At 56.1% G+C, this 25,828-nt stretch carries 22 protein-coding genes and 1 tRNA gene; 14 read left to right on the top strand and 9 right to left on the bottom strand.

The window, feature by feature from the left end; genetic code table 11:
• Position 1: 1 nt before the first annotated feature.
• The 3 genes from MMS95_RS13980 to MMS95_RS13970 all read right to left on the bottom strand — a co-directional run bounded on the left by MMS95_RS13980 (position 2) and on the right by MMS95_RS13970 (position 1,643).
• A tRNA-Tyr gene (locus MMS95_RS13980) sits at positions 2-86 on the bottom strand.
• A 175-nt stretch (positions 87-261) separates the two neighbouring features.
• A complete protein-coding gene (gene purU, locus MMS95_RS13975) occupies positions 262-1,110 on the bottom strand; it encodes a formyltetrahydrofolate deformylase (RefSeq protein ID WP_004932187.1) in 849 nt (282 codons plus the stop codon).
• 68 nt (positions 1,111-1,178) lie between these two features.
• On the bottom strand, positions 1,179-1,643 hold the full coding sequence (locus MMS95_RS13970) for a YchJ family protein (protein ID WP_016927486.1): 465 nt from the start codon (positions 1,641-1,643) through the stop codon (positions 1,179-1,181).
• Positions 1,644-1,761: 118 nt separating this feature from the next.
• On the opposite strand from MMS95_RS13970, the gene rssA reads away from it, so the two are divergent.
• The 5 genes from rssA (at position 1,762) to MMS95_RS13945 (ending at position 7,316) form a co-directional block, all read left to right on the top strand.
• Complete coding sequence (gene rssA / locus MMS95_RS13965; RefSeq protein ID WP_015378095.1) at positions 1,762-2,664, top strand: patatin-like phospholipase RssA; 903 nt, start codon at positions 1,762-1,764, stop codon at positions 2,662-2,664.
• A gap of 103 nt (positions 2,665-2,767) precedes the next feature.
• Positions 2,768-3,781, top strand: a complete 1,014-nt coding sequence (rssB, locus tag MMS95_RS13960; protein ID WP_004932178.1) for a two-component system response regulator RssB — start codon at positions 2,768-2,770, stop codon at positions 3,779-3,781.
• Between the two features lie 213 nt (positions 3,782-3,994).
• Positions 3,995-4,912, top strand: coding sequence for a UTP--glucose-1-phosphate uridylyltransferase GalU (gene galU / locus MMS95_RS13955; protein ID WP_015378094.1), 918 nt, complete (start codon positions 3,995-3,997; stop codon positions 4,910-4,912).
• Positions 4,913-4,952: 40 nt separating this feature from the next.
• On the top strand, positions 4,953-6,296 hold the full coding sequence (locus tag MMS95_RS13950) for a UDP-glucose/GDP-mannose dehydrogenase family protein (RefSeq protein WP_004932175.1): 1,344 nt from the start codon (positions 4,953-4,955) through the stop codon (positions 6,294-6,296).
• 9 nt (positions 6,297-6,305) lie between these two features.
• Entirely contained in the window at positions 6,306-7,316 is a 1,011-nt protein-coding gene (locus MMS95_RS13945; RefSeq protein ID WP_015378092.1) for an NAD-dependent epimerase, read from the top strand.
• A gap of 186 nt (positions 7,317-7,502) precedes the next feature.
• Here the strand turns inward: MMS95_RS13945 and hns are convergent, their stop codons facing one another.
• On the bottom strand, positions 7,503-7,910 hold the full coding sequence (gene hns, locus MMS95_RS13940) for a histone-like nucleoid-structuring protein H-NS (protein ID WP_004932170.1): 408 nt from the start codon (positions 7,908-7,910) through the stop codon (positions 7,503-7,505).
• Positions 7,911-8,610: 700 nt separating this feature from the next.
• Between hns and MMS95_RS13935 the strand changes: the two genes are divergently transcribed.
• Complete coding sequence (locus MMS95_RS13935; RefSeq protein ID WP_015378091.1) at positions 8,611-9,195, top strand: thymidine kinase; 585 nt, start codon at positions 8,611-8,613, stop codon at positions 9,193-9,195.
• A 119-nt stretch (positions 9,196-9,314) separates the two neighbouring features.
• Here MMS95_RS13935 and adhE read toward each other — a convergent pair whose 3' ends face one another.
• Positions 9,315-11,987, bottom strand: coding sequence for a bifunctional acetaldehyde-CoA/alcohol dehydrogenase (gene adhE / locus MMS95_RS13930; protein ID WP_033632874.1), 2,673 nt, complete (start codon positions 11,985-11,987; stop codon positions 9,315-9,317).
• 531 nt (positions 11,988-12,518) lie between these two features.
• Between adhE and MMS95_RS13925 the strand changes: the two genes are divergently transcribed.
• From MMS95_RS13925 to oppF, 7 genes are all read left to right on the top strand, one after another.
• Positions 12,519-13,163: a YchE family NAAT transporter gene (locus tag MMS95_RS13925; RefSeq protein WP_015378089.1), complete on the top strand. Its 645-nt coding sequence runs from the start codon at positions 12,519-12,521 to the stop codon at positions 13,161-13,163.
• A 696-nt stretch (positions 13,164-13,859) separates the two neighbouring features.
• Positions 13,860-15,497 carry an ABC transporter substrate-binding protein gene (locus MMS95_RS13920; protein ID WP_242141789.1) on the top strand — a complete coding sequence of 546 codons (1,638 nt, stop codon included), beginning with the start codon at positions 13,860-13,862 and terminating at the stop codon, positions 15,495-15,497.
• A 148-nt stretch (positions 15,498-15,645) separates the two neighbouring features.
• The gene (gene oppA, locus MMS95_RS13915) at positions 15,646-17,283 is read left to right on the top strand and encodes an oligopeptide ABC transporter substrate-binding protein OppA (protein WP_242141788.1); all 1,638 of its coding nucleotides are present in this window, start codon (positions 15,646-15,648) and stop codon (positions 17,281-17,283) included.
• An 82-nt stretch (positions 17,284-17,365) separates the two neighbouring features.
• On the top strand, positions 17,366-18,286 hold the full coding sequence (oppB, locus tag MMS95_RS13910) for an oligopeptide ABC transporter permease OppB (RefSeq protein WP_004932150.1): 921 nt from the start codon (positions 17,366-17,368) through the stop codon (positions 18,284-18,286).
• Positions 18,287-18,300: 14 nt separating this feature from the next.
• Positions 18,301-19,209, top strand: a complete 909-nt coding sequence (gene oppC, locus MMS95_RS13905; protein WP_004932149.1) for an oligopeptide ABC transporter permease OppC — start codon at positions 18,301-18,303, stop codon at positions 19,207-19,209.
• Between the two features lie 35 nt (positions 19,210-19,244).
• Complete coding sequence (locus MMS95_RS13900) at positions 19,245-20,237, top strand: ABC transporter ATP-binding protein (protein ID WP_170310346.1); 993 nt, start codon at positions 19,245-19,247, stop codon at positions 20,235-20,237.
• Entirely contained in the window at positions 20,234-21,235 is a 1,002-nt protein-coding gene (gene oppF / locus MMS95_RS13895; protein ID WP_004932143.1) for a murein tripeptide/oligopeptide ABC transporter ATP binding protein OppF, read from the top strand. The genes MMS95_RS13900 and oppF overlap by 4 nt, the downstream gene beginning before the upstream one ends.
• Before the next feature lie 73 nt (positions 21,236-21,308).
• Here oppF and MMS95_RS13890 read toward each other — a convergent pair whose 3' ends face one another.
• Together MMS95_RS13890 and cls are read right to left on the bottom strand one after the other, a co-directional pair.
• Positions 21,309-21,632, bottom strand: a complete 324-nt coding sequence (locus tag MMS95_RS13890) for an HI1450 family dsDNA-mimic protein (protein ID WP_004932139.1) — start codon at positions 21,630-21,632, stop codon at positions 21,309-21,311.
• Between the two features lie 56 nt (positions 21,633-21,688).
• The gene (gene cls / locus MMS95_RS13885; protein ID WP_004932137.1) at positions 21,689-23,149 is read right to left on the bottom strand and encodes a cardiolipin synthase; all 1,461 of its coding nucleotides are present in this window, start codon (positions 23,147-23,149) and stop codon (positions 21,689-21,691) included.
• A gap of 242 nt (positions 23,150-23,391) precedes the next feature.
• Between cls and MMS95_RS13880 the strand changes: the two genes are divergently transcribed.
• A complete protein-coding gene (locus MMS95_RS13880) occupies positions 23,392-23,568 on the top strand; it encodes a YciY family protein (protein ID WP_025159792.1) in 177 nt (58 codons plus the stop codon).
• A gap of 45 nt (positions 23,569-23,613) precedes the next feature.
• Here MMS95_RS13880 and MMS95_RS13875 read toward each other — a convergent pair whose 3' ends face one another.
• Positions 23,614-24,105 (bottom strand): Dps family protein, encoded by a 492-nt coding sequence (locus MMS95_RS13875; protein WP_004932132.1) that lies wholly within the window; start codon positions 24,103-24,105, stop codon positions 23,614-23,616.
• A gap of 200 nt (positions 24,106-24,305) precedes the next feature.
• Positions 24,306-25,778, bottom strand: coding sequence for a multidrug efflux MFS transporter SmfY (smfY, locus tag MMS95_RS13870; protein ID WP_156865943.1), 1,473 nt, complete (start codon positions 25,776-25,778; stop codon positions 24,306-24,308).
• Positions 25,779-25,828: the final 50 nt, after the last annotated feature.

Raw genomic sequence — 25,828 nt, 5'->3', positions numbered from 1 at the left:
ATGGTGGTGGGGGAAGGATTCGAACCTTCGAAGTCAGTGACGGCAGATTTACAGTCTGCTCCCTTTGGCCGCTCGGGAACCCCACCATATACATGGCTATTTAACTGGCCTTGCTTGCGAGAGCGCTGTCTCGGTAAGCGGGGCGCATCATATCAAATGAAGCGGATGTGTAAAGCATTGAAATGCAGAAAATGAATCGTTTGCCGTTTTTTTATTCTTGGCGGTGCATCCCTGAACGAAATGCACCGATTTATTGAACGATTACAGAATAACGGTGCGATTGCCGTAGACGAAGACGCGCTGCGCCAACACCTGATACAGGGCTCGGCTGAGCACGTTTTTCTCCACGTCGCGGCCGGCGCGCATCATATCCTCGGCGGAATAGGTGTGATCGACGTGGATCACGTCCTGCATGATGATCGGGCCTTCGTCGAGATTGTCGTTAACGTAATGGGCAGTGGCGCCGATGATTTTTACCCCGCGCTCGTAGGCCTGGTGATAAGGTCGTGCGCCGATAAACGCCGGCAGGAACGAATGGTGAATGTTGATTACCTGATTCGGATAATGTTGCACGAAGGCCGGGGTCAGCACGCGCATATATTTGGCCAGCACCACGTAATCCGGCTGATATTGATCGATCTTGGCCGTCATTTCGCGGTCGTGCTGTTCGCGCGTCAAGCCTTCGTGGCTCACCAGATGGAAAGGAATATCGAAACGCTCCACCAGCGTTTGCAGCGTGTCGTGGTTGCCGATTACGGCGGCGATCTCAACATCGAGGCCGCCATAGGCGCTTTTCATCAACAGATCGCCCAGGCAGTGCGCCTCTTTGGTGACCAGCACCACGATGCGCCGGCGCCCGGTGCTGTGCAGTTCACGCAGTGAACCTTCCGGCAGAGCGCTGTCCAGATCGGCCAGCAGCGTGTTGTCGTTGAAAATGCCTTCCAGTTCGGTGCGCATGAAGAAACGCCCGGTGCGGTGATCGACGAACTCATTGTTCTGGACGATATTGAGTTCGTGCTTGTAACAGATGTTGGTGATCTTGGCGATCAGCCCTTTGGCGTCCGGGCAGATGGTGCGTAACACTTTCCGTTGTACATTTTGGTGTGGCATGGGTTTGAGGATCCTGTCTGATACTGAACGGCCTGTCTGCGCAGGCGTAAACGTGAAGCGCCGGCCGATTAGCGCCCGCAGCACTTCTTGTATTTTTTCCCTGAGCCACAGGGACACATCGCATTTCGGCCGGGCTGGGGTTTGGTGCCGTCGATATAATACCAACGTTGATCGCGACGAAGGAAGCGCGAGCGCTCATGCATCGCCTGCGGCTCGCCGCTTTCGCCATCGGTGAAACGGGCGATGAATTCGACGAAGCCTTCATCCGGCTCATGACCGGCTTTCTCTTCCACGATCGTCAGGCCCAGCCACTCGGTATTCTTAAAACTGTCGACGATGGCATTGCGCCACGCTTCGGCGCCGCAGTCGGGGTGCCAGGTGGCGATCAGATAGTCGACGTTATGATTCACGTAGGCGGTGAAGCGTGAACGCATCAGTTGGCCGGGCGTCGGCGCCGGTTGACTGCCGCTGATAAAAGGGGCGCAGCACGCGTTATACGCCAGTCCGCTGCCGCATGGGCATGATTCGGGCAAAATGACTCCTGAGAAAACGAGGCTGAAAATGAATTTAGCGCATATGTTACCTAACAATATTCGTCAGTGACAATCTACCCTGAAAGCAGAGAACACCGTTTACCGAGAGGATGACGCGATGCGGCAAATCAAGATCGGACTGGCGCTGGGAGCGGGCTCGGCTAAAGGCTGGGCGCACATCGGCGTGATCAATGCGTTAAAGAAGCTGGGGATTGAGGTCGATATCGTTGCCGGCTGCTCTGTCGGCGCGTTGGTGGGCGCCGCGTTCGCCAGCCATCGCCTGCCGGCGATGGAGCAGTGGGTGCGATCGTTCAGCTATTGGGACGTGATTCGCCTGATGGATTTTTCCTGGCAGCGCGGCGGCCTGTTGCGCGGCGAGCGGGTGTTTAACGCCGTTGGACAGCTGCTGAAGATCAATGATATCGCCGATTGTGCGTTGAAGTTCGGTGCCGTGACGACCAATCTCAGTACCGGCCGTGAGCTGTGGCTGACCGAAGGCGATATTCATCAGGCGATACGCGCCTCCTGCAGCATGCCCGGCCTGTTGGCGCCGGTATGGGCCGACGGCTATTGGCTGGTGGATGGCGCGGTGGTCAATCCGGTGCCGGTGTCGCTTTGCCGCGCCATGGGCGCCGATATCGTCATTGCGGTCGATCTGCAGCATGACGCGCACCTGATGCAGCAGGATCTGTTCTCGATACGTATCGAGGAAGAAAGCCCGGACGATGCGCCTGCGGCTACCTGGCGCGGGCGTCTTCGGGAACGCGTCGGCAGAATGCGCAAGCGCAAACCGGCTACGGCGCCGACGGCGATGGAGATTATGAGCACATCGATTCAAATGCTGGAGAATCGCCTGAAGCGCAACCGGATGGCGAGCGATCCGCCGGATGTCTTGATCCAGCCTTTTTGCCCGCAAATCTCAACGCTGGATTTCCACCGCGCCGATGAAGCGATCGAGGCGGGGTTGCTGGCGGTTGAAAAACAACTGGATCGGTTGTTGCCGTTGATAAAAAATAGATAATTCTCGGTTCTTGGTTGGCAATGCGCAGTTGGTCTGTTTCAGACGAGCATAAGTGACCTTTTTGAGCCACTATTACACTATGGAAAGGGACGAGGCTCGGCTGATGGCATTACCACTCACTCACAAGCGCATCTTGATCGTTGAGGACGAACAGGTTTTTCGTTCCGTGCTGGTCGGTTATCTGACCTCGCTGGGCGCTGAAACCGGCGAGGCGACCAACGGTTTACAGGCGCTGAGTGCCGTCGATGACTTCAAGCCGGATCTGATTCTGTGCGATCTCGCGATGCCGGAAATGGGCGGTATCGAATTCGTTGAACACCTGCGTTTGCAGGGGCTGCAGATCCCGGTGCTGGTGATCTCGGCCACCGACAAGATGGCGGACATCGCCAAGGTGCTGCGGTTGGGCGTGCAGGATGTGCTGCTCAAGCCGCTGACCGATCTCAATCGCCTGCGTGAAGCGGTGCTGGCGTGCTTATACCCCAATATGTTCACCTCCCAGGCGATTGAAGAGGTTGAACTGTTTCAGGATTGGGATGCGTTGAGCAAAAATCCTTCCGAAGCCGTCAAACTGCTTAAGCAACTGCAGCCGCCGGTACAGCAGACCATTGCGCATTGCCGGATCAACTATCGGCAGTTAACCACCGGCGAAAATCCCGGCCTGGTGCTGGATATCGCCGCCTTGTCAGAAAAGGATCTGGCATTCTATTGTCTGGACGTCACGCGCGCCGGCGATAATGGCGTATTGGCGGCGCTGCTGTTGCGCGCATTATTTAATGGGCTGCTGCAGGACCATCTGGCTAATCAACAGCATCGTTTGCCGCAAATGTCGGCATTGTTAAAGCAGGTTAATCAATTATTGCGGCAGGGGAAATTGGACGGTCAATTCCCTCTGTTGTTGGGATATTATCACGCCGAAAATAAAAACCTGATTCTGGTTTCCGCCGGGCTGCATGCCAACGTCAATACCGGTGACAATCAAATCCAGCTGAGCAACGGCGTGCCACTGGGGACGCTGGGGGCTACCTACATGAATCAGATCAGCCAGCGTTGTACCGCCTGGCAATGTCAGGTATGGGGCAGCGGTGGCCGATTGCGACTGATGCTCAGCGCTGAATAGCAGGCAGCGATCGGCGCGATCTTAAGCTATTTACTTATCTGTAATTAAACCGTTTATTTATTCTCCGGATTATCCGAACGGGTAATAGTCCTAAATGTTTTCTATTTGTGTTCTGGTTAATGCTCGGCGCGCATAAGCTGGTATACTCCGAAGGTTTTTTTATATCGAGCCCACGCTCATAAAATGAGCGCTTTAGCTTTAAGAGAGGAAATAATGCCTGCTGTAAATCGCAAAGTCAGAAAAGCCGTGATCCCGGTTGCAGGCTTGGGTACGCGGATGTTGCCGGCCACCAAAGCCATTCCGAAAGAAATGCTGCCGCTGGTTGATAAACCTCTGATCCAATACGTCGTCAATGAGTGCATTGCGGCGGGGATTAACGAGATTGTGCTGGTCACCCACTCCTCCAAGAACTCGATCGAAAACCATTTTGATACCAGTTTCGAACTCGAAGCGATGCTGGAAAAACGCGTCAAGCGCCAATTGCTGGACGAAGTGCAGTCGATCTGCCCGAAAGGCGTTACCGTGATGCAGGTTCGTCAGGGTAATGCCAAAGGCCTGGGGCACGCGATTATGTGTGCCTACCCGATGGTGGGCGATGAACCGGTCGCGGTGGTGCTTCCGGACGTGATCCTCGACGAATACAGCGCCGATCCGAAAAAAGACAACCTGCACGAAATGCTGCAGCGCTTCGAAGCCACCGGCGTCAGCCAGATCATGGTTGAACCCGTGCCGCATAAGGATGTCGGAAACTACGGCGTAGCCGACTGTAAGGGCGTTGATTTGCAACCGGGCGAAAGCGCGCCGATGGTCAGCGTGGTTGAGAAACCGTCGCCGGATAAAGCCCCTTCCAACCTGGCGATTGTCGGTCGTTATGTGTTGTCCGCCGATATTTGGCCGCTGTTGGCGAAAACGCCTCCAGGCGCCGGCGATGAAATTCAGCTGACTGACAGCATCGAAATGCTGATGCAGCAGGAAACGGTGGAAGCGTATCACCTGAAAGGCGTGAGCCATGACTGCGGTAACAAACTGGGTTACATGCAGGCCTTCGTGGAGTACGGCATGCGTCATGCCAGCCTGGGCAAAGAGTTTTCTCAGTGGCTGCAACAGGTTGTTGCCGCTGACAAGAAGTAATTTGATCTTTCGTCTTAATTTGAAAAACTAGGATTTTCACATGAAAGTAACAGTTTTTGGTATTGGTTATGTGGGGCTGGTACAGGCCGCCGTGCTGGCTGAAGTTGGCCATGATGTTATGTGCATCGATGTTGACGAACGAAAAGTCGAGAACCTGAAAAAAGGGAATATCCCGATTTTTGAACCGGGCCTGACGCCGCTGGTACAGCAAAACTATGAGGCTGGGCGCCTGCATTTCACCACCGATGCCAAAGCGGGCGTGGCGCACGGGAATATCCAGTTTATCGCCGTCGGTACGCCGCCGGATGAGGACGGTTCCGCCGATCTGAAATATGTCACCGCGGTGGCGCGCACCATCGCCGAGCACATGACCGATCGCAAAGTGGTGATCGACAAATCTACCGTGCCGGTCGGTACGGCGGACAAAGTGCGTCAGGTGATGGCGGAAACGCTGGCAAAACGCGGCAGCAACGTGCCGTTCGACGTGGTGTCCAACCCTGAATTCCTGAAGGAAGGCGCTGCAGTGGCTGACTGCATGCGCCCTGAGCGCATCGTGATCGGCACCGATAATAAAGAGGTGATCGAGCCTATTCGCGAGCTGTACGAGCCGTTTAACCGCAATCACGATCGTATGATCATGATGGATATCCGCAGCGCGGAGCTGACCAAATATGCCGCCAACTGCATGCTGGCGACCAAAATCAGCTTTATGAATGAAATGTCCAACCTGGCGGAAATGTTGGGCGCGGACATTGAGAAAGTGCGTCAGGGCATCGGTTCCGATTCACGCATCGGTTATCACTTCATCTATCCTGGCTGTGGCTACGGTGGTTCTTGCTTCCCGAAAGATGTTCAGGCGCTGATCCGCACGGCGGAGCAGATCGGTTACCAACCGAAGCTGTTGCAGGCGGTAGAGCAGGTCAACTACCAACAAAAAGACAAGCTGAACAGCTTTATCAAAGACTATTTCGGCAGCGATTTGAAGGGCAAAACCTTCGCACTGTGGGGTCTGGCGTTCAAGCCGAATACCGATGACATGCGTGAAGCGTCCAGCCGTGTGCTGATGGAGCAGCTGTGGGCTGCCGGCGCCACCGTTCAGGCCTACGATCCAGAAGCGATGAACGAAGTTCAGCGCATCTATGGCCAGCGCGACGACTTGAAGCTGATGGGTACCAAAGAGGCTGCGTTGCACGGCGCCGATGCTCTGGTGATCTGCACCGAATGGCAGAATTTCCGCGCACCGGACTTTGATGTGATCAAGGGCGCGTTGAAGCAGCCGGTGATCTTCGATGGACGTAACCTGTACGATCCTGAGCGTTTGGCGAATCGCGGCTTTACCTACTATGCGATTGGCCGCGGTGCCTCGATTAAACCGGTTATTTAAGGAGTGGGCATGAAATTCCTGGTTACAGGCGCCGCAGGGTTTATTGGTTATCACGTTGCAGAGCGTTTGTTGACCGCCGGGCATCAGGTTGTCGGCATCGATAACCTGAATGACTATTATGACGTGGGCCTGAAAATGGCCCGTCTGGACAGACTGGCGGATAAGCCGGGATTCCGCTTCATCAAGTTGGATTTGGCCGATCGTGAAGGCATGGCGACATTGTTCGCCGAGCATCAGTTCCAACGAGTCATTCATTTGGGTGCCCAAGCCGGCGTGCGTTATTCGCTGGTCAACCCGTTGGCTTATGCGGACGCTAACCTGATCGGTCATTTGAACGTTCTGGAAGGCTGCCGTCATAATAAGGTCGAGCATTTACTTTACGCTTCCTCCAGCTCTGTTTATGGCCTCAATCGCAAGTTGCCGTTTGCTACCGAAGATTCTGTCGACCACCCTGTGTCACTGTATGCGGCAACCAAAAAAGCCAATGAGCTGATGTCACACAGTTACGCTCATTTATACGGTCTCCCGACGACGGGGCTACGCTTCTTTACCGTATATGGTCCCTGGGGGCGTCCGGATATGGCGCTGTTCAAGTTTACCAAGGCCATATTGGCGGGGGAGAGCATCGATGTATATAACCACGGTGAAATGCACCGTGACTTTACTTACATTGATGATATCACCGAGGCGATTGTGCGGCTGCAGGCGGTTATTCCGCAGGCAGATCCGTCATGGACCGTTGAACAGGGATCGCCGGCGACCAGTTCCGCGCCGTATCATGTTTATAATATCGGCAATAACACCCCCGTTAAACTGATGGAATATATCACGGCGTTGGAGCAGGCTTTGGGGCTAACTGCCCGCAAGAATATGCTGCCAATGCAACCTGGCGATGTGATGGATACCAGCGCGGATACCGCGGAGCTTTATCGTGACATTGGTTTTAAGCCGGAAACCAGCGTTGAAGAGGGTGTGAAGCGCTTTGTTGATTGGTATAAGGCATTCTACCAGGTTCAATAATTGAACGAGGGTATATGCGACAAAGGGGCCTTAGGGCCCTTTTTTATCGCGTGAACCTCATGCAAGGAACAAAATGCGAATTAGGATATTTACTAAAAGGAAAGGGGTGAGGCAGGATCGCGGCGATAAGCTTTAAAATGAAAAGGCCCCCCGCAGGGAGCCTTTCAGATACGGGCTGAATCGCTATTACAGCAGGAAATCGTCCAGAGATTTACCTTGCTCTTCGATAGCTTTCTTAATCACCGCTGGAGTACGGCCTTGGCCGGTCCAGGTTTTCAATTCGCCGTTTTCGTCTTTATATTGGTATTTAGCAGGACGTGCTGCGCGTTTTGCTTTACCGGCAGCCTTGTTGGCAGCCATGGTTTGCAGCAGTTCATTCGGATCGATACCGTCAGCAATCAGCATTTCGCGGTATTGCTGCAGTTTACGGGTGCGTTCTTCGATTTCTGCTTGAGCCTGGCTGTCTTCTTCGCGACGTTCGTTCACAACAACTTCCAGTTTCTCGAGCATTTCTTCCAGCGTTTCCAGTGTGCATTCTCTTGCCTGGGCGCGCAGAGTGCGGATGTTGTTCAAAATCTTTAATGCTTCGCTCATTGTCCTAGTCTCAAATTATATTGGTGGGGGGCGTCTCGATAATAATAGAGCGCTATTTTCTTTTCTGCAATAGCCAAATTGACTTGAATACTCAAATTTACCTTTTAAAAAACCGTTAATCGGATCTGTCCGACTAATATAGGAAGGGCTGTTAACTATTACCCTTGTCGCACTTAAGTCAAAATTTCAGCAGGCATGCTTTAAAAGGCGCGTGTCGCAAGGCTTTCATCGATAAGTTATCGCCGTAATTTATATCAATATTACAATGGGTTCTGTGGGCTTAATCACGTCATGGCAAGGCAGACATTGTAAACAATAGGGGTATATAGGTAAAGATTGCGTCAGGAAACGTCGGGGACAGCGGAGGTGATTAAATGCCCTGTATTGGCCCCGTGTATAATAGACTGGCGCGCCGTTGCGGTTGCGGCACCCGCCGCGGCGAAAGGGTGATTATGCATTAATGGGCAAATGATCGCGGTTAACCATTAGCAAGAATTAATAGTGATGACAGGCATACATTATCCTGTAAATAGCTGTAAAAAGAACGGGCCGACAGAACGATATGTTTCGCTTGAAAGCGCATTATTACGGCGAACGCAATATTCGTTCGCTTTGGGCTGAGCCTGGGGGGCGGCTTATGGTACACTTACCGTCCTAATCGACATTTGAATATTTCTTATACCATCGGAGTTGCGGGGCCATGGCTCAACTTTATTTTTATTACTCTGCGATGAATGCCGGCAAGTCCACCGCGCTGCTACAGTCTTCATATAACTATCAAGAACGTGGTATGCGCACGCTGGTGTTCACTGCGGAGATCGATCACCGCTTTGGCGTAGGTAAGGTCAGCTCGCGCATCGGTTTATCCTCGCAGGCCCAGCTCTATAACAACGACTCGATGCTGTACGCCATGATTCAGCAAGAGCATCAACAGCAGCCGGTGCATTGTGTACTGCTGGATGAAAGCCAGTTCCTGACCAAGGCGCAGGTTGAGCAATTGTGCGATGTGGTGGACCAACTGGACATTCCCGTATTGTGCTACGGCCTGCGTACCGATTTTCTCGGTGAGCTGTTTACCGGCAGCCAATATTTGCTGGCCTGGGCCGATAAGCTGGTGGAATTGAAAACCATCTGTCACTGCGGGCGCAAAGCCAATATGGTGTTGCGGTTGGATGAAAACGGCCAGGCGATGCACGCCGGTGAGCAGGTGGTGATTGGCGGTAACGAGAGCTATGTCTCCGTCTGCCGCAAGCATTATAAAGAGGCGATTCACTCCCTGGAGTAGGGGAGAAAACGCCGCCAAAGCCCGCTGAGGCGTTTTGGCGGCGTGAGTCGAAATGCAGCGCCTCCGGCGCAATAAAAAACCCGCCGTTTGGCGGGTTTTTTTATCGGTTCACGAAACCGTTATTTCTTGGGCTTCTTTACCGCGGCTTTGGCTGCAGCCGGAGCTGCCGCTTCCTCTTCGACTGCTTCGCTGAATTCGCGGCCGTAGAAGGTATCCAGCATGATTTGCTTCAGTTCGGCAATCAGCGGATAGCGTGGGTTGGCGCCGGTGCATTGGTCGTCGAACGCGTCTTCCGACAGCTTGTCGACTTTCGCCAGGAAGTCCGCCTCTTGCACACCCGCCTCACGGATGGAGGTTGGGATGCCCAACTCGGTTTTCAGCTCGTCCAGCCAGGCCAGCAGTTTCTCAATCTTCTGCGCGGTGCGGTCGCCCGGTGCGCTCAGGCCGAGGTGGTCGGCGATTTCAGCGTAGCGGCGGCGCGCCTGAGGGCGGTCGTACTGGCTGAAGGCCGTCTGCTTGGTCGGGTTGTCGTTCGCGTTGTAGCGAATGACGTTGGAAATCAGCATCGCGTTGGCCAGGCCGTGCGGAATGTGGAACTCCGAACCCAGTTTGTGCGCCATGGAGTGACAAACCCCGAGGAAGGCGTTGGCGAAAGCGATACCGGCGATGGTGGCGGCGTTGTGCACGCGTTCACGGGCAACCGGGTTTTTCGCGCCTTCTTTGTAGCTGGCCGGCAGATACTCTTTCAACAGTTTCAGCGCCTGCAGCGCCTGGCCGTCGGAGTATTCGTTCGCCAGCACCGAGACGTAGGCTTCCAGCGCGTGGGTCACCGCATCCAGGCCACCGAAGGCGCACAGGGATTTCGGCATGTTCATCACCAGGTTGGCGTCGACAATCGCCATGTCCGGGGTCAGCGCATAGTCGGCCAGCGGGTATTTCTGCCCGGTGGCGTCGTCGGTCACGACCGCGAACGGCGTGACTTCCGAACCGGTGCCTGAGGTTGTGGTGATGGCGATCATTTTCGCTTTCACGCCCATTTTCGGGAATTTGTAGATACGCTTGCGGATGTCCATGAAGCGCAGCGCCAGATCCTCGAAGTGGGTTTCAGGATGTTCGTACAGCACCCACATGATTTTCGCGGCGTCCATCGGCGAACCGCCGCCCAGCGCGATGATGACGTCCGGTTTGAAGGAGTTCATCTGCTCGGCGCCTTTACGCACGATGCTCAGCGTCGGATCGGCTTCCACTTCGAAGAACACTTCGGTTTCGATGCCGTGAGACTTCAGAACCTTGGTGATCTGGTCAGCATAGCCGTTGTTGAACAGGAAACGGTCGGTCACGATGAAGGCGCGTTTCGCCCCGTCGGTCGCCACTTCTTCCAGCGCGATAGGCAGCGAGCCACGGCGGAAGTAGATCGATTTCGGAAGTTTGTGCCACAACATGTTTTCTGCTCGCTTCGCTACAGTTTTCTTGTTGATCAGGTGTTTAGGTCCGACGTTTTCAGAGATGGAGTTGCCACCCCAGGAACCGCAACCCAGCGTCAGCGAAGGCGCGAGTTTGAAGTTGTACAGGTCGCCGATACCGCCCTGAGAAGCCGGGGTGTTGATCAGGATGCGAGCCGTTTTCATTTTATCGCCGAAGTAGGCGATGCGAGCCGTTTGGTTATCCTGGTCGGTATACAGGCAGGAGGTGTGGCCGATACCGCCCATGGCGACCAGTTTTTCGGCTTTGGCGACCGCGTCTTCGAAGTCTTTGGCACGGTACATCGCCAGGGTAGGCGACAGTTTTTCATGTGCGAAAGGTTCGGACTCGTCGACCAGCTTCACTTCACCGATCAGCACTTTGGTGTTGGCCGGCACTTTGATGCCTGCCATTTCGGCGATTTTCGGTGCGGATTGCCCGACGATGGCCGCATTCAGACCGCCGTTTTTCAGGATGATGTCCTGCACCGCTTTCAGTTCTTTACCCTGCAGCAGATAGCCGCCGTGGGAAGCGAAGCGTTCGCGTACCGCATCATAGATAGCGTCAACGACGATGACCGACTGTTCGGAAGCGCAGATAACGCCGCTGTCGAAGGTTTTGGACATCAGGATAGAGGCGACCACGCGCTTGATGTCTGCGGTTTCGTCTACCACGACCGGCGTATTACCGGCGCCGACGCCGATGGCCGGTTTGCCGGAGCTGTAGGCGGCTTTCACCATGCCCGGGCCACCGGTGGCCAGGATCAGGTTGATGTCAGGGTGGTGCATCAGCTGGTTGGACAGTTCGACGGTAGGTTGGTCGATCCAACCGATGATGTCTTTTGGCGCGCCGGCGGCGATAGCGGCTTGCAGCACGATATCGGCGGCTTTATTGGTGGCATTCTTCGCACGCGGGTGCGGCGAGAAGATGATGCCGTTACGGGTTTTCAGGCTGATCAGCGCTTTGAAGATCGCGGTAGAAGTTGGGTTGGTGGTAGGGACGATACCGCAAATCAGGCCGATAGGTTCGGCGATGGTGATGGTACCGAAAGTGTCATCTTCAGACAGGATGCCACAGGTTTTTTCATCTTTATAGGCGTTGTAGATGTACTCGGAAGCGAAGTGGTTTTTGATCACTTTGTCTTCGACGATACCCATTCCGGATTCTTCCACGGCCATTTTGGCCAACGGGATACGGGCATCAGCAGCGGCGAGGGCGGCAGCGCGGAAGATTTTATCCACTTGCTCTTGAGTGAAGTTGGCATATTCGCGCTGGGCTTTTTTGACACGTGCGACAAGCTCGTTCAGTTCAGCGACATTCGTTACAGCCATAATGCTCTCCTGATAATGTTAAACTCTTTCAGTAAATAAGCCGTGCGAGCCACTAGTATAGTCATAACGGGAATAAACGGTGATTCGAATACCGGGGGTTTCCCGCGTTATTTCTTCGCATGCTGCTGATTTGCTTAAAGAGCTTTACCCTGCGCCAACCGGAGGGGCAGGCAGTGAAGAGAACGGAACCGGCTGGATTGCCACCGACTTTGTTCTACTCCCTGACTACGACTAAGAGCTTACCCACTGTTGGGTAGTTGATTTGTGATCTAAATCATGAAAAGTGCAAGCTGACACCTTTCAGCTTGACGGTGTTGAGAGTGGTTATCAATAACTGTGATCGATGACTCTTTTTTCAACATAAAAAATCAAAAGGCCATACATCACTTTAACAAAGGGCATTTGTTTTGTTGCCTAACTTGCTGGCAGTCAAAAATGCTGCTCTGGCCGGATGGATTACCCGCGGCAATTCCATTACATTAGCGCGCATAGGCAGCACACCTTTTTATAGCACTTAACGCGGAGCCATCTGTGGGCCAATCTCTGTTGGATCTTTCCGGCTTTATCAAGTTCTTTGTCGGTCTGTTTGCGCTGGTCAACCCGGTGGGCATCTTGCCGGTGTTTATCAGCATGACCAGCTACCAGGCGGAAGCAGGGCGCAATAAAACCAACCTGACCGCCAACCTGTCGGTCGCCATTATTCTGTGGACATCGCTGTTCCTGGGCGAAGGGATCTTGCGGATGTTCGGCATCTCCATCGATTCGTTCCGCATCGCCGGCGGTATTCTGGTGGTGACCATCGCCATGTCGATGATCAGCGGCAAGCTGGGAGAAGACAAACAGAACAAACAGGAAAAATCGGAGAGCGCGATCCGCGAGAGCATCGGCGTGGTGCCGTTAGCGCTGCCGCTGATGGCGGGGCCGGGGGCGATCAGTTCCACCATCGTGTGGAGTTCCCGTTATCACAACTGGCAAAGCCTGCTCGGCTTTACGGTCGCGATCGCCTTGTTCGCCTTTTGCTGTTGGTTGTTGTTCCGCGCCGCGCCGCTGTTGGTGCGTTTGCTTGGGCAGACCGGCATCAACGTGATCACCCGTATCATGGGTCTGTTGCTGATGGCGCTCGGGATCGAGTTTATCGTTACCGGCATTAAGGCGATATTCCCCGGCCTGTTGTAATACCCTTTGTTTAGCCGCGCACCTTTCGCCTTGGCGCGGCTAAAATTAATTTTAAAGTTTAAATTATTTATTGGTTCGCATTATTATAGTGCACAGGATGAATAAAATTTATGCGGTTGCACTCTTATGTTGCATAAATCTCATGTTGCTGTGCAAAAAAAACGCTAAGCGTTATTTCAGACACTTTTCTTCCCCCATTTCCACGCGTTTTGCCCCCGTTCAACGGTAAAGCTGTTGTTAAATTAATCACATCATTCTGTGGGGCTTGTCTCACTTTCATCCAGGTGTTATTAGTGATTAACCGACCATAGGCAGGTGTTTGTTCTTTGAATGTCCGGATTGTTAACTGAATGTTTCTTTGTGCGGTAATGAGATTGCGTTGATGGTTTCAAATGAAATGATTTCGTCTTTTTTTTCTTTAAAATCATAGCGATGATTTTGTTTCTCTGCGCCATCGATCTTGGGGGCCGGATCGGGCTTCGTGCGATAAAAGAGAATTGCTTAACATTTTCGTAAAATTTATTGGCTATGGAATTTGGCTTCTGCTAATTTCCGAGCAACTTTCCCGTGGTCAATTAACTGAAATGCGCCATAAAAACGGGAATGATTTTTGCTGGTATCCGTTTATTTAGAATTCTTATAAACACTTCACAAACTTCGATAAGCGATGCTTGTCGGTGAAAAGGAGCCTCGATTATGCAGCAAACCCTGAAGCGCACTTCTTTGACCTTGTTGATTAGCGGCGTGCTGAGCGTCGGCGCCATAAATAGCAGTTTGGCGGCGGAAGTGCCGGCCGGCGTTCAGTTGGCGCAGCAGCAGAATATTGTGATCAACAACGGCAGCGAAGTGGCTTCATTGGATCCGCATAAGGTCGAGGGCGTACCGGAAAGCAATATCATTCTTAACCTGCTGGAAGGGCTGGTGAGCACCGACGCCAACGGGCATGTGGTGCCGGCGGCGGCGGCGAGCTGGGAAAACCAGAATTATCAGCAATGGACCTTCCACCTGCGCCCCGGCGCGGTGTGGAGCGACGGCAGCCCGGTGACCGCACAAGACTTCGTCTACAGCTGGCAGCGCCTGGCCGATCCGAAAATCGCCTCGCCCTATGCCAGCTACCTGCAATACACCAAAGTCGACAATATCGACGATATCCTGACCGGTAAGAAGCCTCCACAGGCCCTCGGCGTCAAGGCGCTGGACGACCAGACGCTGCAGGTGACGCTGAGCGAACCGGTGCCGTATTTCATCAGCATGCTGAGCCACACGTCGCTCAAACCGGTGAAGCGCGCGGTAGTGGAGAAATTCGGCGACAAATGGACGCTGCCCGCCAACTATGTCGGCAACGGCGCTTACCGTCTGAAAGAGTGGGTGGTGAACGAGCGCATTGTGCTGGAGCGCAGCCCGAGCTACTGGAACAACAAGCAGACGGTGATCAATCAGGCGACCTTCCTGCCGATCGCTTCCGAAGTCAGCGACGTCAACCGCTTCCGCAGCGGCGAGATCGACATCACCAACAGCGCCATTCCGCCGTACCTGTACGTCAAAATGAAGCGCGAAGTGCCCGAGCAACTGCACGTTAACCCTTATCTGTGCACTTTCTATTACGAACTCAATAACCAGCGGGCGCCCTTCACCGATCCGCGGGTGCGTGCGGCGGTGAAGATGACGCTGGATCGCGACATCATCGCCAACAAGATCATGGGCCAGGGGCAGATCCCGGCCTACAGTTTCACGCCAACCTTCACCGAAGGCGCCAACTTCACGCAGCCCGCCTGGGCCGGCTGGAGCCAGGAACAGCGCAACGCCGAAGCCAAGAAACTGCTGGCGGAAGCGGGTTACAGCGACGCCAAGCCGCTGAAATTCTCGCTGCTGTACAACACCTCCGATCAAAACAAACAGCAGGCGATCGCCGCCGCGTCGATGTGGAAAAAGAATCTCGGCGCCGACGTCACGCTGCGCAATCAGGAGTGGAAGACCTCGCTGGAAAGCCGCCATCAGGGGCAATACGACGTGGCGCGCGCCACCTGGTGCGGGGATTACAACGAACCGAGCGCGTTCCTGAACCTGGTGCTGTCCAACAGCAGCATCAATACCGTGTTTTATAAGAGCCCGGCGTTCGACGCCATCATGGCCGCCACCCTGAAGGCGCCGGATGAGGCCGCGCGCGCCGCGCTCTATCAGCAGGCAGAAGCGCAGCTGGACAAAGACTCCGCGTTGATCCCGGTGTATTACCGCGTCAGCGCGCGGTTGATTAAGCCGACGGTAGGCGGGTTCACCGGCAAAGATCCGCTGGACTATACCGACGTTAAGAATCTGTACATTATCAAGCAGTAAAAGGGGTATTCCTCACGCCGAGGCGCTGGGGAATATAGGGAAGGCCGGCCGCCGCATTCGTTCCGCGGCGGCGGGAAAACAGAGTCCGCTTACGGGCAACGCAGGTTCCACGAAGAGCCTGTGATAATAAAAACTGGAGTCGATAAGTATGACCAACATCACGAAGAAAACCCTCATTGCCGCCGGCGTCATCGCTGCGCTCGGCATCACAGCAACCACCGGCGCTTTCGCCGCCGACGTTCCTGCGGGGGTGCAGCTGGCGGATAAGCAAGAAATCGTCAAAAACAACGGTTCCGAAGTGCAGTCGCTGGATCCGCATAAAATCGAGGGCGTGCCGGAAAACAACGTGACCCGCGATCTGATGGAAGGCCTGGCGAACAACAGCCCGGACGGTTCCATCGTGCCGGGCGTCGCGGAAAGCTGGGATAACAAGGATTTCAAAGTCTGGACCTTCCACCTGCGCAAAGACGCCAAATGGTCCAACGGCAAGCCGGTGACGGCGCAAGATTTCGTCTACAGCTGGCAGCGCGTAGTGGATCCGAAAACCGCGTCGCCTTACGCCAGCTACCTGCAGTACGCCCATGTGGAAAACGTCGATGACATCATCGCCGGTAAAAAAGACAAGTCGACGCTGGGCGTGAAGGCCATCGACGACCACACTTTCCAGGTGACCCTGAGCGAGCCGGTGCCTTATCTGGTTGAAATGACCCCGCACTACGCCATGAAGCCGGTTTATAAAGAGGCGGTGGAGAAATTCGGCGAGAAGTGGACGCTGCCGGCCAACTACGTCAGCAACGGCGCCTACAAACTGAAAGACTGGATTGTCAACGAACGCATCGTACTGGAACGCAACCCGGAATATTGGGATAACGCCAAAACCATCATCAATAAAGTGACGTTCCTGCCTATTTCGTCGGAAGTGACCGACGTTAACCGCTACCGCACCGGCGAAATCGACATGACTTATAACAACATGCCGATCGAACTGTTCCAGAAGCTGAAGAAAGAGATCCCGAAAGAGGTGCACGTCGATCCTTATCTGTGCACCTATTACTACGAAATCAACAACCAGAAGGCGCCGTTCACCGATGCGCGCGTGCGTGAAGCGCTGAAGCTGGGTATGGATCGCGACATCATCGTCAACAAGGTGAAAAACCAGGGCGATCTGCCGGCCTACAGCTTTACGCCGCCATACACCGACGGCGCCAAGCTGACCGCGCCGGAGTGGTTCGGCTGGACGCAGGAAAAACGCAACGAAGTGGCGAAGAAACTGCTGGCGGAAGCCGGCTACGGCCCGGGTAAACCGCTGACCTTCTCCCTGTTGTACAACACATCAGACCTGCACAAGAAGCTGGCGATCGCCGCCGCCTCCATCTGGAAGAAAAATCTGGGCGTGGACGTGAAGCTGGTGAACCAGGAGTGGAAAACCTTCCTGGATACCCGTCATCAGGGCACCTATGACGTGGCGCGCGCCGGCTGGTGCGCCGACTACAACGAACCGAGTTCGTTCCTGAACATGATGCTGTCCGACAGCAGCAGTAACACCCCGCACTACAAAAGCGCCGAGTTCGATAAGCTGATGGCCAACGTGTTGACCGAGAAGAGCAAAGACGAGCGCGCCGATCTGTATCAGAAAGCGGAAGTTCAGCTGGATAAAGATTCCGCCATTGTTCCGCTGTATTACTACGTGAACGCCCGTCTGGTGAAACCTTACGTCGGTGGCTACACCGGCAAAGACCCGCTTGATAACGTGTACGACAAAAACCTGTACATCATCAAGCATTGATACGGTAAGCGCCGGCGGCCTGGCCGCCGGCCCATGTTGAGAATAATAAGCCGTCATCAGGCTGTCGCACAGGGTTAGGGCAATGCTTAAATTTATACTTCGTCGCTTGTTGGAAGCGATCCCGACACTATTTATCCTTATCACCATCTCATTCTTCATGATGCGCCTGGCGCCCGGCAGTCCATTTACCGGGGAACGCGCATTGCCGCCGGAAGTCATGGCGAATATCGAAGCCAAATATCATTTGAACGACCCGATCTGGAAACAGTACGGTCATTATCTGGCGCAGCTTGCGCAGGGAGACTTCGGCCCGTCCTTTAAATACAAGGATTATTCGGTCAACGATTTGGTGGCCAGTTCTTTCCCGGTCTCCGCCAAGCTCGGCCTGGCCGCGTTTCTGCTGGCGGTGGTGCTGGGCGTGAGCGCCGGTGTGATCGCCGCGCTGAACCAGAACACCAAATGGGACTATACGGTGATGGGGTTCGCCATGACCGGGGTGGTGATACCCAGTTTCGTGGTGGCGCCGCTGTTGGTGCTGATCTTCGCCATCACGTTGAAATGGCTGCCGGGCGGCGGCTGGAACGGCGGTGCGCCTAAGTTCATCATCTTGCCGATGGTGGCGTTGTCGCTGGCCTATATCGCCAGCATCGCCCGTATCACGCGCGGCTCGATGATTGAAGTGCTGCACTCCAACTTCATCCGCACCGCGCGCGCCAAAGGCTTGCCGATGCGTCGCATCATTTTCCGCCACGCGCTGAAGCCGGCGCTGTTGCCGGTGCTATCCTACATGGGCCCGGCGTTCGTCGGGATCATCACCGGTTCAATGGTGATCGAAACCATCTATGGTCTGCCGGGGATCGGCCAGCTGTTCGTTAACGGCGCGCTGAACCGCGACTACTCCCTGGTGTTGAGCCTGACCATTCTGGTGGGCGCTCTGACCATTCTGTTCAACGCGATCGTCGATGTGCTGTATGCGGTCATCGATCCGAAAATCCGTTATTAATCTGGAGCACGCGAATGATGTTGACTAAAAAGAACAGCGAAGCTCTGGAACACTTCAGCGAGAAGCTGGAAGTGGAAGGGCGCAGCCTGTGGCAAGACGCGCGTCGGCGTTTTATGCACAACCGCGCGGCGGTCAGCAGCCTGTTCATACTGGCGCTGATCACTCTGTTTGTGGTGCTGGCGCCTATGCTGTCGCAATTCGCCTACGACGATACCGATTGGGCGATGATGTCAGCCGCACCCAGCGTTGAATCGGGGCACTATTTCGGCACCGACTCCTCCGGGCGCGATCTGCTGGTGCGCGTGGCGATCGGCGGGCGCATCTCGCTGATGGTCGGCGTGGCGGCGGCGCTGGTGGCGGTGATCGTCGGCACCCTGTACGGCGCGATGTCCGGCTATCTGGGCGGCAAGATCGACTCGGTGATGATGCGCCTGCTGGAGATCCTCAACTCCTTCCCGTTCATGTTCTTCGTGATCCTGCTGGTGACCTTCTTCGGCCAGAATATCCTGCTGATCTTCGTGGCGATCGGCATGGTATCGTGGTTGGACATGGCGCGTATCGTGCGCGGCCAAACCCTCGGTCTGAAGCGCAAGGAGTTCATCGAAGCGGCGCTGGTGTGCGGCGTTTCCACGCGCAACATCGTGCTGCGGCATATCGTGCCTAACGTGCTCGGCGTGGTGGTGGTGTATGCCTCGTTGCTGGTGCCGAGCATGATCCTGTTCGAATCCTTCCTCAGCTTCCTGGGGCTGGGTACGCAGGAGCCGCTGAGCAGCTGGGGCGCATTGCTCAGCGACGGCGCCAACTCAATGGAAGTTTCACCGTGGTTGCTGCTGTTCCCGGCGGGTTTCCTGGTTGTCACTCTGTTCTGTTTCAACTTCATCGGCGATGGCCTGCGTGACGCCCTCGACCCGAAAGATCGTTAAGGAGTGCCACCATGAGCACCATTGAACATCCTGAGATGCAAACCGCCGTCGGCGTTAAAGCGTCGCCGCTGCTGGACGTGAAAGACCTGCGCGTCACGTTTTCCACCCCGGACGGCGACGTGACGGCGGTGAACGATCTGAACTTCGATCTGCGCGCCGGTGAAACGCTGGGCATCGTCGGCGAATCCGGCTCCGGTAAATCGCAGACCGCGTTCGCCCTGATGGGGTTGCTGGCCAGCAATGGCCGCATCGGCGGCTCGGCCAAATTCAACGGCCGCGAAATCCTCAACCTGCCGGAAAACCAGCTCAACAAGCTGCGGGCCGAAGAGATCTCGATGATCTTCCAGGACCCGATGACCTCGCTCAACCCGTATATGCGCGTTGGCGAACAGCTGATGGAAGTGCTGATGCTGCATAAGAAAATGAGCAAAAGCGAAGCCTTTGAAGAGTCGGTACGCATGCTCGACGCGGTGAAAATGCCGGAAGCGCGCAAGCGCATGCGCATGTATCCGCATGAGTTTTCCGGCGGCATGCGCCAGCGCGTGATGATCGCCATGGCGCTGCTGTGCCGGCCGAAGCTGCTGATCGCCGACGAGCCGACTACCGCGCTGGACGTGACCGTTCAGGCGCAGATCATGACGCTGCTCAACGAGCTCAAGCGCGAGTTCAACACCGCCATCATCATGATCACCCACGATCTGGGCGTGGTGGCCGGCATCTGCAACAAGGTGCTGGTGATGTACGCCGGCCGTACCATGGAATACGGCAGCGCGCGCGAGGTGTTCTACCAGCCGAGCCACCCGTACTCCATCGGGTTGTTGAACGCGGTGCCGCGCCTCGACGCCGAAGGCGAAGCGTTGCTGACCATTCCCGGCAACCCGCCGAACCTGCTGCGGCTGCCGAAAGGTTGCCCGTTCCAGCCGCGCTGCCCGTACGCCATGGAACAGTGCGCGAGCGCTCCGCCATTGGAGCAATTTGGGGAAGGGCGCCTGCGCGCCTGCTTTAAACCGGTGGAGGCGTTGGTATGACAGCGGTAACCGACAAGAAAGTGCTGCTCGAAGTGGCCGATCTGAAAGTGCACTTCGACATTCATGACGACAAGCAGTGGTTCTGGCAGCCGCCGAAAACCCTGAAGGCGGTCGATGGCGTTACGCTGCGGCTGTTCGAGGGGGAAACCCTGGGCGTGGTCGGCGAATCCGGCTGCGGCAAATCCACCTTCGCGCGCGCCATCATCGGCCTGGTGAAGGCCACCAGCGGGCGCGTCGCCTGGCTGGGTAAAGATCTGCTGGGCATGAACGACGCCGACTGGCGCAAAACCCGCAGCGATATCCAGATGATCTTCCAGGATCCGCTGGCTTCGCTCAACCCGCGCATGACCATCGGCGAAATCATCGCCGAGCCGCTGCGCACATACTACCCGAAAATGCCGCGTCAGGAAGTGAAGGACAAGGTCAAGGCGATGATGCTGAAGGTCGGCCTGCTGCCTAACCTGATCAACCGTTATCCGCACGAGTTCTCCGGCGGCCAATGCCAGCGCATCGGCATCGCGCGCGCGCTGATCCTCGAACCGAAGCTGGTGATCTGCGACGAGCCGGTTTCCGCGTTGGACGTGTCGATTCAGGCGCAGGTGGTAAACCTGTTGCAGCAGCTGCAGCGCGAAATGGGGCTGTCATTGATCTTTATCGCCCACGATTTGGCGGTGGTGAAGCACATTTCCGATCGCGTGCTGGTGATGTACCTGGGTCATGCGGTGGAGCTGGGCACCTATGACGAGGTGTACCACAATCCGCAGCACCCTTACACCAAGGCGCTGATGTCGGCGGTGCCTATTCCGGATCCGGACAAGGAGAAGGAAAAGCAGATCCAGCTGTTGGAAGGGGAGCTGCCTTCGCCGATCAACCCGCCGTCCGGCTGCGTGTTCCGCACCCGCTGTCCGATAGCCGGGCCGGAGTGCGCCAAGACGCGTCCGCTGCTGGAGGGCAGTTTCCGTCATGCGGTTTCATGCCTGAAGGTCGATCCGCTGTAATGCGCCGCTAGCCGGCAACAAAAAGCCCCGCTGACTCAGCGGGGCTTTTTTTATCCGAAATATGAGCGGCGAATCACTCTTTCCACAGAATGTGGCACAGCTTGTGGTCTTTCTCGCGGCAGATCAGCACGCGGGCGAACACGTCGTTGATCGGCTCGCCGTCGCTGTCCGCCAGACCGATCACCACTTCGGCGAAGAAGTCCGGATTCAGGTCGTAATCCACGTGCTCGCTCCAGTCTTCGGAGGGGTCGTACAGTTCTGCGCCGCCGCGCTCTTCAAACTGCAGATTGAACAGCAGAATATCCGCCGGATCCAGATTGTCGCCGGCCAATTCGAGGAAGATGTCGTAGGCCTGTTCCAGCGTTTCGTCTTCGGTAAGGCGGTTATTCAAATCCATAAAAAAATCCTGATAACAAATGATTTGGCGTTATTAAAGCACGCTCGCCGCGGCTTTTACAGCAGCGGGCTGAAAAAGTAGAACAGGCGCTCGACCAGCCGATGCCAGAACGGCCGCTTCAACCACTCTTTGGCGTTCAGCAGCTTGGAGCGGGCGATGTAATCTTCCTGCACGCAGGCCAGATCGCTGCCGAAGCCGTCGTCATCGATCACCAGGGTGATCTCGAAGTTGAGCCACAGGCTGCGCATATCCAGATTGACGGTGCCGACCAGGCTGAGCTGGCCGTCGACCAGCACGCTCTTGGTGTGCAGCAGGCCGCCTTCGAACTGATAGATTTTCACGCCGGCTTCCAGCAGCTCGGAGAAGAACGCCCGGCTGGCCCAGCGCACCATCATCGAATCGTTGTCGCGCGGCACGATGATGCTGACCTCAACGCCGCGCAGAGCGGCGGTGCAGATGGCGTGCAGCAGATCGTCGCTCGGCACGAAGTACGGCGTGGTCATGATCAGCTGCTCGCGCGCGGAATAGACCGCGGTCAGCAGCGCCTGGTGGATCATCTCCTCGGGGAAGCCGGGGCCGGAGGCGATCACCTGAATGGTGTGGCCGCTTTCCTGCTCGAACGGCATGATGTTGACGTCCGGCGGCGGCGGCAGAATGCGCTTGCCGGTTTCAATCTCCCAGTCGCAGGCATAGACGATGCCCATCGTAGTGGCCACCGGGCCTTCCATGCGCGCCATCAGATCGATCCATTGGCCGACGCCCGCATCCTGCTTGAAATAGCGCGGATCGACCATGTTCATGCTGCCGGTATAGGCGATGTAGTTGTCGATCAGCACCACCTTGCGGTGCTGGCGCAGATCCATGCGGCGCAGGAATACGCGCAGCAGGTTGACCTTCAGCGCTTCGACCACTTCGATGCCTGCGTTGCGCATCATCGCCGGGTAGGGGCTGCGGAAAAATGGCAGGCTGCCGGCGGAGTCCAGCATCAGGCGGCAGTGTACGCCGCGCCGCGCGGCGGCCATCAGCGATTCGGCCACTTGATCGACCAGGCCGCCGGGCTGCCAGATATAGAACACCATTTCGATGTTGTGGCGCGCCAGCTCGATGTCGCGGATCAGCGCTTTCAACGTGTCGTCGGTAGTGGTGAGCAGTTGCAGCTGGTTGCCCTTGACGCCGTCGATGCCCTGGCGGCGGTTGCACAGCTGGAACAGCGGTTCGGCGACTTCACTGTATTCGGTGGCGAAGATGCGGCGGCTCTCTTTCAATTCCTTCAGCCAGCGCGCGGTCGACGGCCACATGGCCTTGGCGCGCTCGGCACGGCGCTTGCCCAGATGCAGTTCGCCGAACGATAAATAGGCGACGATGCCGAACAGCGGCAGAATATAGATAACCAGCAGCCAGGCCATGGCAGAGGGAACCGCACGGCGTTTCATCAAAATGCGCATCGTCACGCCGGCGATCAGCAGCCAGTAGCCGAACACCATGAGCCAACTGATTACGGTATAAAATGTTGTCATAAAGGCGAAAAATCCCGTTCGCAAACCACCAATGATGAGTGTACGCACAGATCGGGCAAGGCGAAACCTTTTATCGGCGCTTATGTTACATAAATATGATGAAGTTAAGGCACTTGCCGAAATTGAAAGGGCGGCTTTTGCCCGCGTGGCGTCCGCTGTGCCGCCGATAACGGCGGCTTGGATCGCGGGCGGAAAGGGCTATAATGCCCGCGGTTGGCATTAGACGAACGAGTGACGGAATTATGAGACGCAGTAGAAATGAAGTGGGCCGCTGGCGCATGTTGCGGCAGAGCCAACGTCGGCGGCATCGCTGGTTGGAACGCCAGTCGTGCAGCAATCGCCATATTATCCGGGTGCGGCGCCGCCTGGACGATCAGCATCGGCGCGCGCTGCTGTTTGCGGTATCCTGCGAGTGGTAAAACGAAAACAGTCCCTTAAGGGACTGTTTTGTTATGGCGTCTGAGTTATTTGCCCAAATAGGCGTTGAGCATCCAGACCTGTTTTTCCTGCTCTTTGATGTAATCGCTCATCAACGACGCGGTGCCTTCGTCGCCGGCGTCTGCCGCCACCGTCAGCAGCTCACGCTGCTGTTGCAGCAAGATTGAATACCCTTCCAACAGGCCGCGCAGCGTGCCCTTATCATCGGTCACGTTGGTGTGTTCCTTGATGTCGGCGGTTTTCAGATAATCACTGAAAGCGTGACGCGGCTGCGAGCCCAACGTCAGAATACGTTCCGCCAGCTCATCTACCTTGGTCAGCAGATCGTTATATGTCTCTTCGAATTTCGCGTGCAGTTCAAAGAACTGCGGGCCGGTAATGTTCCAATGATAGCCGCGCACGTTCATATACAGCACCTGATAATTCGCCAACAGCGCATTGAGCGCTTCGGCGAGTTTTGCCGATTGTTTACTGTCAAGGCCGATATGGGTTTTCGCTGCTTTCTTTGCCGTTGCCATAATAATCTTCTCCTGATTATTTGTTCCGATAGTAGACAGAATCAATTTCCATAGCTGTTACAGTAACCGGATTTATCGCAGGGTTAAATACGATAACAGGCATTATTGCCATCGCTCAAACCGATGACGATAAATCCGTCGAGCAAATTGCCGAATCAGTTTACGCAGGTTCCGCAGGCGAAAAAAGCCGCTTTTCTCGGTTACTTGCGCAGCGCCAGTTTTACCACACCTGCGCCCAGCGCCATTAACAGCGCGGCGGCGATCAGTACCGAAATAAAGGCGCGATCAAAGGCCAGACGCGCCAGCTGCGTCAACTGCTGCGCGCGATCGGCCGCCATTCCGGCCGCCAGGCGCAACGCTTCGTCGATGCTGTCGTAGGCTAAATCGCTGACCGGCAGCTCCGCCGGCAGCGCCAGAGTGTGGCTGTAAACCGCCGTCATCAGCCCGCCGAGCAATGTCACGCCCAGCACGCCGCCCAGCTCGTAGGAGACGTCTTCGATGGACGCCGCCATGCCGGATTTCTCCTCCGGTGCGTTCAGCATGATGGCGGTGGAAGCGGCGGTGATCACGCCGCCGAGGCCAAAGCCCACCAACGCCAGGCTCACCAGCTGCGGCGCTATGCCGCTCTGAGACAGCAGGGCGAGGGCGGCAATGCCGAAGGTGGTCAGGGCGAAACCGCCGAGGATGATGCTGCGTTCGCCGTAGCGCGGCAACAGTAAACCGGCCATCGGCCCCGCCAGCGCCGAGGCCAGCGGGATCGGCAAGATGAACAGCGCCGCCTGCAGCGGACTGAGGCCGAGCACCAGTTGCAAGCGTTGGCTGAGCACCAGCTCGACGCCGATCAGCGCCACCATCGACAGCAATGCCACGCCGATGCCGCCGGCGAACAGCCGGTTGCGGAACAGAGAGAAATCGATCATCGGGTGGGCGCTGCGTTGCTGACGACGCACGAACAGCACCAGGAACAACACGCCGATCGCAGCCGCCGCGAGCAAGGCGCTGACGTCAGGCGCCGGCTTGCTCAATTCTTTCAGCGCATAGATAGCGCCGACCAGGCCTATCATGATCTGTATCGAGCCGACGATGTCGGCGGGGCGCGGGTTATCGCCGCCGCAGCGCGGGATCAGTTTCCATGCCAACGGCCAGACCAGCAACACCACCGGCACATTGATCAGGAACACCGAGCCCCACCAGAAATACTCCAACAGCAGGCCGCCGACCACCGGGCCGATGGCCGCGCCGCCGGAGGCTACCGACGCCCAGATGCCGATCGCCAGCGCGCGTTCGCGTTCGTCGGTAAAGACGTGGCGTACGATGGACAGCGTGGCGGGCATCATCATTGCCGCGCCAACGGCGAGGAATACCCGCGCGGCGATCAGCCACTCGGCGGTAGGCGAGAAAGCGGCGCACAGCGACGCGACGGCGAACACCGGCAGCCCGGCGAGAAACAGCCGTTTATGGCCGATGCGATCGCTCAGCATGCCGGCGCCAGGCAACAGACCGGCCACCACCAACGGGTAGGCGTTGACGATCCAGAGTTTTTGCGAGGCGCTGGCGTCCAGCGCCTGGGTTAAACGCGGCAGAGCGGTATATAACACCGTCATATCGATGACGATCAGGAACAGGGCGCTGGCGACCATCGTCAGGATCAACCAGCGGTTCTTGGCGTACATAAGTCATAATCCAGTTAAAGTGGGCGGCGCGAAGGCGCCGCCATTCGGGT

Source organism: Serratia sp. PGPR-27, assembly GCF_022678525.1.
Taxonomy (GTDB): domain Bacteria; phylum Pseudomonadota; class Gammaproteobacteria; order Enterobacterales; family Enterobacteriaceae; genus Serratia; species Serratia nematodiphila.
This window is presented reverse-complemented; position numbering and strand designations above follow the sequence as displayed.

Coding starts and splice junctions, on each gene's coding strand:
- oppC (WP_004932149.1), top strand. CDS start 18,301: ATGATGTTGACTAAAAAGAACAGCGAAGCTCTGGAACACTTCAGCGAG.
- galU (WP_015378094.1), top strand. CDS start 3,995: ATGCCTGCTGTAAATCGCAAAGTCAGAAAAGCCGTGATCCCGGTTGCA.
- oppA (WP_242141788.1), top strand. CDS start 15,646: ATGACCAACATCACGAAGAAAACCCTCATTGCCGCCGGCGTCATCGCT.
- cls (WP_004932137.1), bottom strand. CDS start 23,149: ATGACAACATTTTATACCGTAATCAGTTGGCTCATGGTGTTCGGCTAC.
- purU (WP_004932187.1), bottom strand. CDS start 1,110: ATGCCACACCAAAATGTACAACGGAAAGTGTTACGCACCATCTGCCCG.
- rssB (WP_004932178.1), top strand. CDS start 2,768: ATGGCATTACCACTCACTCACAAGCGCATCTTGATCGTTGAGGACGAA.
- MMS95_RS13900 (WP_170310346.1), top strand. CDS start 19,245: ATGCAAACCGCCGTCGGCGTTAAAGCGTCGCCGCTGCTGGACGTGAAA.
- rssA (WP_015378095.1), top strand. CDS start 1,762: ATGCGGCAAATCAAGATCGGACTGGCGCTGGGAGCGGGCTCGGCTAAA.
- MMS95_RS13935 (WP_015378091.1), top strand. CDS start 8,611: ATGGCTCAACTTTATTTTTATTACTCTGCGATGAATGCCGGCAAGTCC.
- MMS95_RS13950 (WP_004932175.1), top strand. CDS start 4,953: ATGAAAGTAACAGTTTTTGGTATTGGTTATGTGGGGCTGGTACAGGCC.
- MMS95_RS13875 (WP_004932132.1), bottom strand. CDS start 24,105: ATGGCAACGGCAAAGAAAGCAGCGAAAACCCATATCGGCCTTGACAGT.
- MMS95_RS13920 (WP_242141789.1), top strand. CDS start 13,860: ATGCAGCAAACCCTGAAGCGCACTTCTTTGACCTTGTTGATTAGCGGC.
- oppF (WP_004932143.1), top strand. CDS start 20,234: ATGACAGCGGTAACCGACAAGAAAGTGCTGCTCGAAGTGGCCGATCTG.
- hns (WP_004932170.1), bottom strand. CDS start 7,910: ATGAGCGAAGCATTAAAGATTTTGAACAACATCCGCACTCTGCGCGCC.
- MMS95_RS13880 (WP_025159792.1), top strand. CDS start 23,392: ATGAGACGCAGTAGAAATGAAGTGGGCCGCTGGCGCATGTTGCGGCAG.
- smfY (WP_156865943.1), bottom strand. CDS start 25,778: ATGTACGCCAAGAACCGCTGGTTGATCCTGACGATGGTCGCCAGCGCC.
- MMS95_RS13890 (WP_004932139.1), bottom strand. CDS start 21,632: ATGGATTTGAATAACCGCCTTACCGAAGACGAAACGCTGGAACAGGCC.
- oppB (WP_004932150.1), top strand. CDS start 17,366: ATGCTTAAATTTATACTTCGTCGCTTGTTGGAAGCGATCCCGACACTA.
- adhE (WP_033632874.1), bottom strand. CDS start 11,987: ATGGCTGTAACGAATGTCGCTGAACTGAACGAGCTTGTCGCACGTGTC.
- MMS95_RS13945 (WP_015378092.1), top strand. CDS start 6,306: ATGAAATTCCTGGTTACAGGCGCCGCAGGGTTTATTGGTTATCACGTT.